Raw genomic sequence first — 13660 nt, forward strand, 5'->3', positions numbered from 1 at the left:
ATTCAATCCCTAATTGCTATTAAATTTTAAACTTCTTTTACTCTTTGTTGTTAAGAGTAAATTTTTTTCACTTTTTTTCAAAAGCACATTTTTTCCATCGACCTTTGCAACTTTATAACCATAAATGTTCTGTCCCTCTTTATACCATTTTCCATCTATCAAAGCTGAATGATTTATGATAGCTTCTAACGTAAGTTTGCCTGCTTTTTTCGGAGTTTTTACAACATTTGTAGAAGTTATGTTTTTTGTTGTTTGAATAGTTGATGATGTTTTAGAAACTTTTTTTTCTTCTTTATCTAAGAAAATAAATGGATCACGGATTTGTCCTAAATAACCATTAGTTGCACCTGAACGAGAAGGTTTGATTGCTTCTATTTGTTCATCTACCCATGATAATTCACTGGGGTTCGTAGCTGCTTGACTATTCGCCAAAAGTATAGTTGACACAAATAATGAGATAAGTATAGTGAATGTTTTCATTAGTATGTAATCCCCCAAACTGATATATTTAAATCTGAGTAGATTTTTTTCTCTTTTGCTTCAATATTGAAATCATGGATATCAACTACTAATTCACTTTGCTCTAATGCATTAATAAACTTTAAAGTGTTAGTATAACTTCCAGTCGCTTCAACAGATATATCTAAGACATGACCAAATGCATTTTCTTTTAAAGCATATTTATTTGTAAAATTATTAACTTTCATATGATATTTTTGAGCATTTGTTGTAATGGAATCTAAATACTCACCCCAACTTCTTTCATCATATATGATAGAAGATATTGTTTCAATTTTACTCTTAATATACAAGTTGTTCTCTTGAATCTGTGCAACATTTTTATCAATTTCTTGAATCTCTTTATTTAAGTTGGTAACAACAGCTTCAGGATTCTGTTGTAAGTACTGCTCATCTATATTGATTTTAGTTTGTAAACTTGATACTTCTTTTTGTGTATTTTCAAAATTTTCAAAAGAGCTATCATAGAAAAAAAGATATGCAAAAGCAAAGATACCAAAAACTACCATAATGTAGATCATCTGAATATCTTTTTTTGATTTATTTTTAAATGCTGAATCAATTTTGTGTAAATAATCTTCTATATTTATCTTCATGGTAATTTCACTTTCAGTTCACTAAGATACATTTTTGCTGTATCATCAAGAAGAATTTCCTCTAATGCAAAAACATATTTTCCCTCATAAACTTTAGTTAGATGTTCAACTAGTTGAGTGATTTGTCTATCATTTTTTGAAGCTAAGTTGATACTTAATGTTTGTTTTGAATCTTCTTCAGCATAAGCAGTTTTTGTTGCTTTTACACTAAATTTAGACATCTCATTTGTAAAAAGAGCTAATAATTTAGCTTTCATAGGGTAATCAACTTTAACTTTGTGAATTTTCACTAAAGTATTCTTTTTGTCATCATACTCTTTTTGTTCTTTTGTTAAAAGTTGAAGAGATTTGTCTTTCTCAGCCAATCTATTTTTGATAGTCGTTTCTCTTGTGATCTTTGTATTATGTAACTCTTTATATTTTTGTTCTAACAAATCTTTTTGTAAAATTTGAGCATATGTTAATACCCAATATGTTATTGGATATGCAAATGCTAAAGCTATAGAGGCAGCAACAACTGTAATTAACCTACCACTATCTCTTTGTATAAATTTTGGAGGACGTTTATACGCAGTAAAATTACATTTATATCTATCTTCATTAGATAAATTAGAGTATAAATGCATAAGAGCATGGAGTTGATCTACATAAGTGTCACCGTTTTCAAATCCATAATCAAAACTAAATTGACTAGAAGGTATATTGATTTCAGCTTCAATCATTTCATGAAGTTGTGTTACAGTTTGTATTTGAGAACCGATATAGATATGATCAATTTTATCTATCTCAAAAGCCCTTTTGGTATATGTTAAAATATCATTGATATTTGCAAAAAGCTCTTTATAGAGTTTTATAATATAAGTTTTATATTCGCTATCACTCTCTTTAAGGTTTTCTTGAGTGAAAAATTTAATAAATTCATCGTAGTCAATTCTTTCACCATAAAGTTCACAGAATCTTTCGTGAATATCTAAAAAAGAGTATTTAATAGATTTGGTATATACAAACTCTTTTTCAGAATAGATTGTTAAAAATGCGTCGTTCTCTTGAAAATAGATATAACAGTGAACTCCAGAGTTGTCAATAATCTCTTTTGCATATAAAGACTTTATTAGAAGTGGGACAGGGATAATGACATCAATATATTTAATCTGTTCTATAACATTTGTAAACGTATTAGTAACATCTAATGGATCAACAATAAAGGCATGAAAATGTCTGTTTTCCTCATCCAAACTATCGAAAGTTTCAATATATTGAATCTTATATTCTACTGCTTGATCAAGTGCCAACTCATCATATACTTTATTGCTAAGAGCATCATGTAAGTCTTCTTCTGGAATATTTCTACTTATCTCAATTTGGGCATTGATAAATTCTTTTGTATTAAGATAAGCTATGACTAATTGTTCTTTTGAATATTCTGGAGAAGTTTCTTCACTAATAAAGCTAGAAATACCTTTGTAATAGGTTTCCTTATATGGATTAATTGATAATACACTGGAAAAAGAGTGTTGTTCTGATTTACTCATAAACTATAATCCTATTTAAATTGTACCAATAGCATAGTACAAAATTTATCTTCTTTATAAAATTCAATCCTGTAAATACTACCATTCTTGTCAATAGAATAAAGTTTATTCATATCTTTTTTTCTAATAACAAGACCACTTTCATCAGTTTTGTGTGGTGATGAATAACCGATAATATTTACACGATATCCTTTGATACCTAAAACCTTAAAATCGTCATGTACAAAAAATTTTGAAGCTTTTTCAATGGGAATTTGTTTCCCATCTACTTCAACTATAAAACTTTCTGGACAATTTGAAGAAATTTTAAAGTACTGTGGTTTAAGCTTGGTAATAAGTTTATTACCAATATAAACTTTATAAACCCCTTTAGATTCTTTGATTTTCCCCAAAGAGTGGGAAAACTTAAAATCATTACTAGCTGATTTTATCGGAATAAACCTTAAAATTTTTTTTATATTGTTCAAATCTAACAAAAAATTGTGATTTATAGTCAAAGTTCCATAGTTTTTTAGTATTTTTGCTAACTCTTTTTCATTTAATGTAAAGTCTCTTTTGTATGTAATTCCCATAATTTTCATATATTCTTCAATCGCTAACAGTTGATAAAACACTTTTTGAGAAAGGGAAGAAAGGTTCTTACTTGTTTCAATTGCAAAAGCTGGTTTGTTATGTGTTACTGCAAAATATGTTAATGAGAGCTGCATCTGTTCATCATCATATTTTGTTTGTGTATTTTTAACATCAAACTTATGATGTTTGGCTAAAAGTCTTTGATTTATATTGTTTTTTACATTTAAAGCAATATCATTTAAGTTACCAAATATCTGATTTTGCTTGAGTTGACATTGATCTATAACACATGTTTGCCCCCATGCATTTGGGTTAAAAATACTTCCTTGATTTTTTTTCCTATAAAATCCATGACCATCATGAAGATTAACTACTAAAGAAACTTTGGGTTCTAAAATAATTTTTTTGATCTCATCAACAATCGTTTTATCTGGATCATTATTTTTTATAGATAAGAACTTTCTATTCATATCTCCATAAATACCACGTTCATTTTGAAGAATACTATCTCTATTTAAATTAGGTACAATCCACAAATTTTTAGAAGTGATATTATAGTGTTGGGATAAAATTGATGCTGTAAAATATCCCCCTGGTTCATTTCCATGAATGCCACCTATAACTAACAAAGTTGTATTAGAATCAGGATTTTCTTTTTTAATGAGTTGCACATTTGATGCAAAAAGAATAGAAAAACTTAAAAAACAAAGAGTAAGTATATGTTTCATTTACTTCTCTGTAATTATTGATATTTTGTTATTAAGTAATTGTACAATTAAAACTTTATCACCTGTAAAAGAGAATGAATCTGATTTATATTGTTCAGTAAAAGTTATTTTATAAATGTTTTTTGTATCTGGATATGGTAAAACATTTATTTTGGTAAATATAATTGTTTTATTCTCTTTTTTATTAAATATTCTGGTTTTGTAGTTTGAAAATTTTGTTTTGTCCATTCCATCAAAACGTTCAAAATCTTTATCGTAAAAACTAAGATATGTATCTAAATCATTATATATCCAAGCGTATCTCCAAGTATAGAGTTGTGAGAGGATAACTGCTAACTCCTGTTTTGCTATATTTGTTTTAATATCTGATTTATCAATAAGTAAAACAGTTTTTGAAAGATCAAGATGTTTATCTAAACATTCTATATTTTCATTATCAATAGCAATACAGCCTTTTGTAAACTCATCTCTTTGTTGATCAATTGGTAATCCATGAATCCAAATCCCTTGACCAGTTTTATGACGATATTTATCATATGTATTCGGATAAGATGTTACAAAAGCCATTGGCCCATAAAATGGATCTAATTTATCTATTTTTTGTGTTAATTCATATATACCTATAGGAGTTTTTAAGTCTCCCTCTTTGAGTTTATCGCCCTTTTCTTTCCCTGTATATGCATGGTATTCTTTGAGGAGTTTGTATGTTGAACTGCTTTCATCTTTTTGATAAATAGTTAGTTTTGACTTTTGTTTGTTACAAGTAAGAATATTACAGTATGATTCCATATAGCCAAATTTTGTATCTTTAGTTTTTAAAAATTCTTGCCAATAATTTATGTTTGTTAGTTCTTTGTCAAGTTGTTTTTCAATGTTTTCAACTCCATTGACTCTATAATTTGTTAAAATATCCGTATTGGAAGCTAAAATATTTACAAGAAGTGTAAATAGTAGGAAAATTTGTAAGCTAAATTTATTTTTCATTATCATAACCTATCTCTTTTAGAAAGTTTTTATTTTTTGACCACCCTTTTTTTACAACAACTTGGAGGTTTAAATATATTTTTTGACCACTGAGTTTTTCGATCTTCTCACGTGCTGATTTCCCGATGCGTTTGATAGCAGTTCCACCTTTTCCGATAATGATCCCTTTTTGTGAATCTTTTTCTAAAATAATTGTTGCATATATTTTATCGATACCTTCATTCTCATAAATTTTATCTATAATAACATCTGATTCATATGGAACTTCATCACTAATATTTTCAAAAATAGCTTCACGGATAAAACCTGCATAAATATCACGCACAAGTTCACTTGTTAGATCTTCTGGATCAAAAAGATAGGGTGACTCTGGAAGATGTTTTGTGATTGTATCGAGTAGGTCTTTATGACCAACTTGTCTAGGTATTGCTACAGGGATAAGTGCTTCAAATTTATCTGCATATTGATTGTACTGTGCAATTTTCTTAAATAATTTTTCTTGTGATACTTGGTCAATTTTTGAAAGAGCCACAATATGTGGAGTGTTTTTTTTGTTGAGTGTTAAAAATTTTTCGTAGTGTTCTAATGAATCAGTAACAGGAGCAAGGTATACAATAAGATCACAATCTCCTATCGCTTTTAGAGCTTCATCAAGCATATATTGATTTAAAATCTTTTCTTTTTCATGTAAGCCTGGAGTATCAACAAAAATGATTTGTGTATCGTCATGCATCACAATTGCATTCGAACGTTTTCTTGTAGCATTGGCTTTTTGGCTAACCATTGCAATCTTCTCTCCTAAAAGAGAATTCATTAAGGTACTTTTACCAGCATTTGGACGACCTATAAGTGATACAAAACCTGCTTTTGTCATACAGCTCCTTTATAAGATATATCTAGATAAATCATCATCTTCAACAATGATATCAAGTTTTTCATGGACAAGTTCACTCGTTACTTTGAACTCTCTTCCTTTATATTCATCTGCTTCAAAACTAATGTCTTCTAAAATTCTCTCTAAAACAGTATGAAGACGACGAGCACCTATATCCTCTGCCGTTTCATTCGCTTTGTGTGAAAGTTTTGCAATCGCTTTGACTGCTTCATCTTCAAAAACAAGATCCATATCTTCAACACCAAGTAGTGCTTGATATTGTTTTAAAAGTGAGTTCTCTGTTTGTGTTAAAATCTGGTAAAGTGTTTCTTCATCTAAACTTTCTAACTCAACACGTAAAGGAAAACGTCCTTGAAGTTCAGGGATAAGATCACTTGGTTTACTCACATGAAAAGCACCTGCTGCAATGAAAAGAATGTGATCTGTTTGAATAGTTCCATATTTTGTAGAAACACTACTGCCTTCAACGATTGGAAGCAAGTCACGTTGCACACCCTCTTTAGAAGGATCGTTACGCCCTTGAGACTTCTCATTTAAAGCAATTTTATCGATCTCATCAAGAAAAATAATTCCACCATTTTCAGCACGACGAAGAGCTTCTGCGTTAATCGCATTCATATCTAAAAGTTTTGCACTTGCTTCTTGACGAAGAAGTAGTTTTGCATCTTTTACTTTCAGTTCTTTCTTTTTATCTTCTTTATTGATGGAAGCAAAAATTTGAGAAAAAGATTCTTGAACTTTGATCATTTCAGGTGGTAAATTTGTGTCTGCAAATTCAACTTGCAGGGCAGATTTATCAAGTTCAATTTCAATCGTTTTTTCATCCATCTCACCAGACTCTACACGTTTCTCTATTGCTTCAAGAAGTCTTTGATAGTCATCTTTTTTTGATTCACTTGCACCCTCTGGAAGTGGTGGTAAAAGTTTTTCTACAATTCTATTGATAACATAGTTGTGAATTTTTTCACGATTGTTTTTTTCTTGTTCCTCTTTTACAATTGAAACAGAGTTAACAACTAGATCTCTAATCATGGACTCAACGTCTCGCCCAACAAAACCAACTTCTGTATATTTTGAAGCTTCAACTTTAATAAAAGGCACTTTCATCATTTTTGCAAGACGTCTAGAAATTTCTGTTTTACCTACACCAGTTGATCCAATCATCAAAATATTTTTTGGTTTGATCTCTTGACGCATTATTTCGTCAAGTTGCATTCTTCTATATCTTGTACGAAGAGCAAGTGCTATAGTTTTTTTAGCATTTTTTTGTCCAATGACATACTTGTCAAGATATTCAACAATCTGTTTTGGAGTCATATCCATTATTTGTTATCCTCTAAAATCAGAGTTTTAATATTGTGGTTTGTATATATACATAAGTCAGCAGCAACTGAAAGAGACTCTTTTACGAGAGTCTCTTCATCAAGATCAGCATGTTTTTTAAGTGCACGTGCTGCAGAGATTGCAAAATTTCCACCGCTACCGATAGAAGCGATCTCTCCATCTTCAGGTTCAACTACATCACCGTTTCCAGTTAAGATAAAGATATGTTCGTTGTTTAAAACAATCATCATCGCTTCAAGACGGCGAAGTACTTTATCTTTTCTCCAAGCTTTAGAAAACTCTATGACAGATTTTAAAATATCCCCTTTTTTGTTCTCTAAAAACTCTTCAAACATATCAAAAAGGTTAAAAGCATCAGCGGTACTTCCAGCAAAACCAGCTAAAATTTTCCCGTTATAAAGTGAACGAATCTTAGTAGCATTGCCTTTAAGCACACTATCACCAAAAGTGACTTGACCGTCTCCACCGATAACAGCCTTATTCTTACCCTTGTAAGCTAGTATCGTAGTTGCATCAAACATTATTGTCTGTCTCCTTTGCCAAGGAAGTAAATTCCGTGACAAATTCCTCTCACTAAAGCTTTGTCTATCGACAAGAAAAAACATTTCATGTTGTTACACTTCCCCTTGAACATCTACGTGAAGTGTAGCATGGATTCCATGACCAAGTTTGAGATCAAGTGAATGTTCACCGATTATTTTAATGACAGTTTTATCTGTAATATGTTTTTTATCAATCTCTACAGAGTGTTGTTCTAGTAAAGCTCCAGCTATTTCATCTTTTGTAACTGAACCAAAAAGATGACCGTTCTCACCCATTTTTTTAGTAATTACAATCTCTGCTTTATCAAGTTTTACAGCCATCTCTTTTAAAGCTGCAATCTCTGCAGCTTGCTGGGCAGCTAATCTTTCTTGCTCAGCCGCATGTTCAGCCAAAATCTCTTCAGTAGCATGTTTAGCAAAACCTTTGCCAATTAAAAAGTTTTTACCATAACCATCTTTTACCTCTTTAACTTCACCAGCGTTACCTAAACTTTTTACATCTTTAATTAAAAGTACTTTCATAAACTATCTCTCTATCTCACCATGGTATGAAACGATACCATGCGTTAAGTTTCCAATTTTTGTGTATCCCATATCTGTCATAATTCTTGCAACATGAGCTGAACGGCTACCAACATGACAATAAACAATGATATTTTCATCTTTATCGAGTCCTGCATTTTCTAAAGCTTGGAAGAAGCTACTCGTAGGTACTAGTTTATCAGCACCCTTAATGTGACCCATTTGCCATTCCATATGTTCACGAACATCAACAAGTGTAAATTGTACCATTCCAAGTTCACGTGCTTCAAGAAGAGCTACGAGTTCATCACTATCAAGTTCACTATTATTTACAAGTGCTTCACACTCCTCTTTTGTTAATCCACGTGAATGTGTATGTGCTACCTCTTCCATACCAAGTTCAATTTTTTGTTGTGCAGCAAATTCAGGTGTACAAAAAATTCCGCAGTGACATTTCCCTTCTTCTGGAAGTTCTTTTTCAATTGCTGGTTTACAAGGGCAGATTCTATTATCTACACTTTGTGCTTTGCCATCAACCTCTTCAACCATAAAACATGGACAAAAACGTTTACCATACATCATTTTATTGCGTGCAAGACCCATTTGCACACCTTCATTTACTTCCACTTGAGGGTTGTAAACCCAACCAAATTGGTTTGTTACTTTATCTGTGAACTTTACAGTTTTTTCCATTTCAACGATAAATTCTGGAGAGTTCATATCTATTTTTATCATCATTTCCCTTTCGTGTGTTTTTTTAATGTTAACTTCTTGCTTTTCCTGCAATAATAAAACGAAGTGCGTTAAGTCTAATAAAACCTTCTGCATCTTTTTGGTTATAAACATTATCAGCCTCAAATGTTGAATGTGCTTCTGAAAATAAAGTTTTTGGAGAAGTTCTTCCAACAACCATCACATTACCTTTGTAAAGTTTTAGTCTTACATCGCCCTCTACAAATTTTTGAGTATTGTCAATGAGTGCTTGTAGTGCTTCACGCTCTGGGCTAAACCACATACCGTTATAGATTAGTTTTGCATAGCGTGGCATGATCTCATCTTTGAGGTGTGCAGCTTCACGATCAAGTGTGATCGACTCTATAGCACGGTGTGCTTTTAACATAATCGTTCCACCTGGAGTTTCATAGCAACCACGCGCTTTCATTCCAACATATCTATTTTCAACAATATCAATACGACCAATTCCATGTTTATTGCCGTAGTCATTTAATGTTTTAAGTAGTGTAGCAGGGCTCATCTCTTCACTGTTAATTGCGATAGGATCACCATTTTTATAGCTGATAGTGATGTACTCTGCTGCATCTGGTGCTTCTTCTGGTGAAGCTGTCCATAACCACATAGAATCTTCAGGCTCTGCATTTGGGTCTTCTAAATGTAGCCCTTCGTAAGAGATATGAAGTAAATTTGCATCCATAGAATAAGGGCTTACTTGAGGATTACCGTTTTCATCCATATGTTTTTGAGCGATCTCTATGCCATGTTCTTTTGCATATGCTAAAAGTTTTTCACGAGAATTTAGGTCCCATTCACGCCAAGGAGCAATAACAGTGATGTCTGGGTTTAAACCTAAATAACCAAGTTCAAAACGCACCTGATCGTTTCCTTTACCAGTAGCACCGTGACTTACTGCATCAGCTCCCATTTTGTTTGCAATTTCGATTTGTTTTTTTGCAATAAGAGGTCTTGCGATTGAAGTTCCAAGAAGATATTCACCTTCATAAATTGCATTTGCTCTAAACATAGGAAATACAAAATCTTTTACAAATTCTTCACGAATATCTAAAATAAAAATATTTTCAGGTTTTATACCCATTTTAAGTGCTTTTTCACGAGCTGGTTCAACCTCTTCACCTTGACCCAAATCTGCTGTAAAAGTAATAACTTCTGCATTGTATTCATCTTGAAGCCATTTTAAAATAATACTAGTATCAAGCCCACCAGAGTAAGCTAAAACAACCTTATTAACACTTTTTTTCATGTAAAAAACCTTTTGGTGATAAAATAATGGGGCAGATTATATCGAATTGTATGTGAGATTTTGCTTATACTAAAATAGTAAGTGAATTAGCTTAAGAAAATGCGAGGAGTAGGGGGGTGTCTATCTTACCCCTTAGAATCAAATAATATTCCACTCACTTCTTGCATTTTAGGTAAAACTTGTTGTGCTTGTTCAGCAGGAAATCTTCTAATCATTTTGTTTGTTTTTGCTTCAATTACAGAAACATAAAAAATATCTTGAGAATCAACACCAAATTTAATATTAGTACTAATTGGTGAAAGAGCATCATTGAGTTGTTCAACAAGTTTTTCAACATCTTCTTTAGAATTTAATTTTTTTGCTGATTCAAGTTCACTTTGTTGCATCTCTTTAACAACATCTTGATGTTGTACATTTACTTGTTGATTTTGCTCTACACTTCTTCCTTGAAGTTCTTGTGCACTTACTTGAGTTTGTTGTTGTTTCGCAATGTTTGCTATGCCATCCATGACGTACTCCTTTTGTATTTAACAACAGTTATTAGCACACATATCGACCAATAAAAAAAAATATTTAGCAATAAAATAAAAAAATTTACAATTTCTATGATAACCTTGCATTGATGAATGAATATATACAACTTTTAAAACATGAAAATGTGTTACGTAGACTCTCTTTTATACAGCTAATCTCCTACTTTGGTGCATGGTTTAGCAATGTCGCAATTTATACACTTTTGATAGAGATGGGGGCATCTGAAACTACTGTTTCTTTTGTCGCAATGCTTCACTTTTTAGCTGGTGTTGTGCAAGCACCATTTTCTGGTTCTGTCATCGATATGCTTAAACCAAAAAAATTGATGCTTAGTTTAATTTTATTAGAGATATGTGCCACAACATTTTTAGTATTTGTTAATAACATAAATGATTTAACACTACTTTATATACTAATTTTGGTAAAAATGGCATCTGCATCTTTTTATTTTACAACTGAGATGTCATTATTACCTAAAATACTTGATGAAAAAGTGCTTCAAAAAGCCAATGAATTACACTCTATTATCTGGTCATTATCGTATACGTTAGGGATGGCAATTAGTGGATTTGTTGTTTTTATTTTAGGTGTAAAGATTGCATTTTTACTTGATGCAGCTTTTTTTGTTATTGCTTTTTATATGCTTTACACTATCAAGATAGAAGTAGATATAATCACAAATAAAGAAAATCTTCTTTTTATGATGAGAGACACATTTTCATACTTGAAAAAAACACCAAAAGCTTTACACCTTATGATAGTTCATGCTTTTGTAGGTTTAACTGCTTTTGATGCGTTAGTTGCTTTGATGGTAGATAAATATTACGCGGGGATCATTGCAACTTCATTAGCACTTGGATTGCTTCATGCATCTCGTGCTTTTGGTTTAGTGATAGGTCCTATAATGCTTGGAAAACTAGTAAATAATAAACGTCTTATATATATATTTGTAGCACAAGCTTTTGCAGTGTTTTTATGGGCATATGTGATGCGAAATTTTTACCTAAGTTTAGTTGCAAGTATAGTAGTTGGATTTTTTACAACAACATTGTGGTCGTACTCTTACACTTTACTTCAAAAAAATATAGAACAAAAATATTATGGAAGAATTGTTGCGTATAATGATATGCTTTTTTTAAGTTCAGCTGCTTTTACATCATATATGATAGGGAACTTAGCAACTGCAGAGATTTCACTTGAAAATATTGCAAATATTATGGGTGCAGGGTTCATTGTAGGTGCACTCTATTATGCGTACGTGCTAAAAAATCAAAAAATTAAAGAGATTAGTCAAGGATAAGAATTGATATATAAATCGAGTGAAGGTAATATAGAATTAACAAATTTAGTAAGACTTTACCCAGCAGTTGTTATAGATATGCAAGGGGAAGTTGCAGAGATGAGTTTGGAATGGATTGATCTTTATGGAGATAAAGTAAGAATACTGCACTATATTTTGGTTTTTGATTTTACACAACCTGGTAGTGATGAAAAAAATAGAACGGTTTTAAAGTTTACCTCAAAAGATGAACTCATAGCAGAGATGCAAGAGGTAGCAAAATTATACAACTAATCTCCACCGATACAAGAAAAGTTTTTTCTCTTGCTATCCCAGCAGCACTGAAACACCTTGTAGATATACTGCAAATCCTCATCGATATGTTAATGGTTGGTGCTCTTGGAAGTGCAGCACTGGCAGCTGTTGGTATAAGTATGCAGTTTATGATGATCATAAATGTGCTCATGACTTTGTACGTAACTGGCGGGAATGCTTTGATCGCTCGTTTTATAGGAAGTGGAAGAAAGAACAGAGCTTCGTCACTTTTGTATGCACTTGTAATTATGGCAACAATTTTTGGAGCTTTTGTTACCGTTGTCGGTTACATAGGAAGTGAATGGTTTTATGCGGTTATGGGTTCAGCACCAGATGTAGTACATGAGGGTGGGGCATATTTTCGCATTATTTCATTAGGAATTATTCTCATTTTTTTAGACAATCTGCTCTACAACGCACTCTCAGCCGCAGGCGATACAAAAAGTTCACTCTACATTAAACTCATTTCGGCTGGGATTAATGCCTTTTTAAATTATGTCTTTATCTTTGGACATTTTGGAGCTCCTGCGATGGGGATCGAGGGTGCGGCAGTTGCAACAGTGATCGCATACTTTTTTAATGTTGTAGCGTATTATGTTCTTATCAAAAAAACGAGTGCAAAACTAGATTTTCTTCCAGTTGTACGAAAAGTGGATGTGATGCGTACGATCAAGATTGGCTATTCGGCATTTTTAGATCGAGGGATCTCAAGCCTTAGCTTTTTACTCTTTGTTGCAATCATTACTGCGTATGGAACGGCAGAGTTAGCTGGGTATCAAGTAGGTCTTAGAATAGAGGGGATCGCATTTATGCCGGGTTTTGGTTTCTCGATCGCTGCAATGGCTTTGGTTGGGCAAAACTTAGGGGCACGAGATCTAGATAAAGCCTACAATATGGGGATAATCTCTGGGCGAATTGCGTATGTATTTATGGGAAGTGTTGGTGTTGTTATGATCCTTTTTCCAGAGTATCTGGTTTCATTTTTCACACAGGACACTCTTACTATAGTAGTAGCTTCACAGTATCTGATCTTAGTTGGACTAGCACAAATCCCACTTGCACTTATGTTTGTCTACTCATCTGCATTACGCGGGGCAGGGGCTACAAAAACAACTCTCTACATCAATGTTGGATCACTCTGGTTTTTTCGTGTTATTCCTTCGTATATAGCGTATAAAATTGGGTTTGGGATTGTTGCGATCTTTGTCATTATGAATGTAGAAACTCTGATCAAGGGTGTAATATATTGGTACATCTATTCTCGTAAAACTTGGTTACATACGAAAATTTAATCTCAATTT

Annotated in this window: 15 protein-coding genes; 3 read left to right on the forward strand and 12 right to left on the reverse strand. The window is 32.2% G+C overall.

Annotation, left to right across the window (positions count from 1 at the left end; translation table 11 throughout):
• Window positions 1–9 precede the first annotated feature (9 nt).
• The 12 genes from ACQY56_RS06725 to ACQY56_RS06780 form a co-directional block, all read right to left on the reverse strand.
• Window positions 10–480, reverse strand: coding sequence for a hypothetical protein (locus tag ACQY56_RS06725; RefSeq protein WP_428737154.1), 471 nt, complete (start codon window positions 478–480; stop codon window positions 10–12).
• Entirely contained in the window at window positions 480–1115 is a 636-nt protein-coding gene (gene pilO, locus ACQY56_RS06730; protein WP_428737155.1) for a type 4a pilus biogenesis protein PilO, read from the reverse strand. Before pilO ends, ACQY56_RS06725 begins: the two co-directional genes overlap by 1 nt.
• Entirely contained in the window at window positions 1112–2647 is a 1536-nt protein-coding gene (locus ACQY56_RS06735; RefSeq protein ID WP_428737156.1) for a hypothetical protein, read from the reverse strand. The genes pilO and ACQY56_RS06735 overlap by 4 nt, the downstream gene beginning before the upstream one ends.
• Before the next feature lie 11 nt (window positions 2648–2658).
• Window positions 2659–3948, reverse strand: coding sequence for a M99 family carboxypeptidase catalytic domain-containing protein (locus ACQY56_RS06740; protein ID WP_428737157.1), 1290 nt, complete (start codon window positions 3946–3948; stop codon window positions 2659–2661).
• Entirely contained in the window at window positions 3949–4932 is a 984-nt protein-coding gene (locus tag ACQY56_RS06745; RefSeq protein WP_428737158.1) for a L,D-transpeptidase family protein, read from the reverse strand.
• On the reverse strand, window positions 4922–5806 hold the full coding sequence (gene era, locus ACQY56_RS06750; protein ID WP_428737159.1) for a GTPase Era: 885 nt from the start codon (window positions 5804–5806) through the stop codon (window positions 4922–4924). The genes ACQY56_RS06745 and era overlap by 11 nt, the downstream gene beginning before the upstream one ends.
• 9 nt (window positions 5807–5815) lie before the next feature.
• A complete protein-coding gene (gene hslU / locus ACQY56_RS06755; protein WP_428737160.1) occupies window positions 5816–7150 on the reverse strand; it encodes an HslU--HslV peptidase ATPase subunit in 1335 nt (444 codons plus the stop codon).
• Window positions 7150–7692, reverse strand: a complete 543-nt coding sequence (gene hslV / locus ACQY56_RS06760) for an ATP-dependent protease subunit HslV (RefSeq protein WP_428737161.1) — start codon at window positions 7690–7692, stop codon at window positions 7150–7152. The genes hslU and hslV overlap by 1 nt, the downstream gene beginning before the upstream one ends.
• Before the next feature lie 93 nt (window positions 7693–7785).
• On the reverse strand, window positions 7786–8235 hold the full coding sequence (gene rplI / locus ACQY56_RS06765) for a 50S ribosomal protein L9 (RefSeq protein WP_428737162.1): 450 nt from the start codon (window positions 8233–8235) through the stop codon (window positions 7786–7788).
• Window positions 8236–8238: 3 nt separating this feature from the next.
• Window positions 8239–8970 (reverse strand): ferredoxin-thioredoxin reductase catalytic domain-containing protein, encoded by a 732-nt coding sequence (locus tag ACQY56_RS06770; protein WP_428737163.1) that lies wholly within the window; start codon window positions 8968–8970, stop codon window positions 8239–8241.
• A 28-nt stretch (window positions 8971–8998) separates the two neighbouring features.
• A complete protein-coding gene (locus ACQY56_RS06775; protein ID WP_428737164.1) occupies window positions 8999–10231 on the reverse strand; it encodes an argininosuccinate synthase in 1233 nt (410 codons plus the stop codon).
• 125 nt (window positions 10232–10356) lie between these two features.
• Entirely contained in the window at window positions 10357–10740 is a 384-nt protein-coding gene (locus ACQY56_RS06780; RefSeq protein WP_428737165.1) for a flagellar protein FlaG, read from the reverse strand.
• Window positions 10741–10853: 113 nt separating this feature from the next.
• Between ACQY56_RS06780 and ACQY56_RS06785 the strand changes: the two genes are divergently transcribed.
• The 3 genes from ACQY56_RS06785 to ACQY56_RS06795 are packed head-to-tail and all read left to right on the forward strand — an operon-like array spanning window position 10854 to window position 13651.
• Window positions 10854–12065, forward strand: coding sequence for an MFS transporter (locus tag ACQY56_RS06785; protein ID WP_428737166.1), 1212 nt, complete (start codon window positions 10854–10856; stop codon window positions 12063–12065).
• Window positions 12066–12068: 3 nt separating this feature from the next.
• Window positions 12069–12338: a hypothetical protein gene (locus ACQY56_RS06790; RefSeq protein WP_428737167.1), complete on the forward strand. Its 270-nt coding sequence runs from the start codon at window positions 12069–12071 to the stop codon at window positions 12336–12338.
• Window positions 12339–12385: 47 nt separating this feature from the next.
• Entirely contained in the window at window positions 12386–13651 is a 1266-nt protein-coding gene (locus ACQY56_RS06795; protein ID WP_428737323.1) for an MATE family efflux transporter, read from the forward strand.
• The last annotated feature ends 9 nt before the right edge of the window (window positions 13652–13660 follow it).

Source organism: Sulfurimonas sp., assembly GCF_050296975.1.
Taxonomy (GTDB): domain Bacteria; phylum Campylobacterota; class Campylobacteria; order Campylobacterales; family Sulfurimonadaceae; genus Sulfurimonas.

Coding starts and splice junctions, on each gene's coding strand:
- ACQY56_RS06725 (WP_428737154.1), bottom strand. CDS start 480: ATGAAAACATTCACTATACTTATCTCATTATTTGTGTCAACTATACTT.
- pilO (WP_428737155.1), bottom strand. CDS start 1,115: ATGAAGATAAATATAGAAGATTATTTACACAAAATTGATTCAGCATTT.
- ACQY56_RS06735 (WP_428737156.1), bottom strand. CDS start 2,647: ATGAGTAAATCAGAACAACACTCTTTTTCCAGTGTATTATCAATTAAT.
- ACQY56_RS06740 (WP_428737157.1), bottom strand. CDS start 3,948: ATGAAACATATACTTACTCTTTGTTTTTTAAGTTTTTCTATTCTTTTT.
- ACQY56_RS06745 (WP_428737158.1), bottom strand. CDS start 4,932: ATGAAAAATAAATTTAGCTTACAAATTTTCCTACTATTTACACTTCTT.
- era (WP_428737159.1), bottom strand. CDS start 5,806: ATGACAAAAGCAGGTTTTGTATCACTTATAGGTCGTCCAAATGCTGGT.
- hslU (WP_428737160.1), bottom strand. CDS start 7,150: ATGGATATGACTCCAAAACAGATTGTTGAATATCTTGACAAGTATGTC.
- hslV (WP_428737161.1), bottom strand. CDS start 7,692: ATGTTTGATGCAACTACGATACTAGCTTACAAGGGTAAGAATAAGGCT.
- rplI (WP_428737162.1), bottom strand. CDS start 8,235: ATGAAAGTACTTTTAATTAAAGATGTAAAAAGTTTAGGTAACGCTGGT.
- ACQY56_RS06770 (WP_428737163.1), bottom strand. CDS start 8,970: ATGATAAAAATAGATATGAACTCTCCAGAATTTATCGTTGAAATGGAA.
- ACQY56_RS06775 (WP_428737164.1), bottom strand. CDS start 10,231: ATGAAAAAAAGTGTTAATAAGGTTGTTTTAGCTTACTCTGGTGGGCTT.
- ACQY56_RS06780 (WP_428737165.1), bottom strand. CDS start 10,740: ATGGATGGCATAGCAAACATTGCGAAACAACAACAAACTCAAGTAAGT.
- ACQY56_RS06785 (WP_428737166.1), top strand. CDS start 10,854: ATGAATGAATATATACAACTTTTAAAACATGAAAATGTGTTACGTAGA.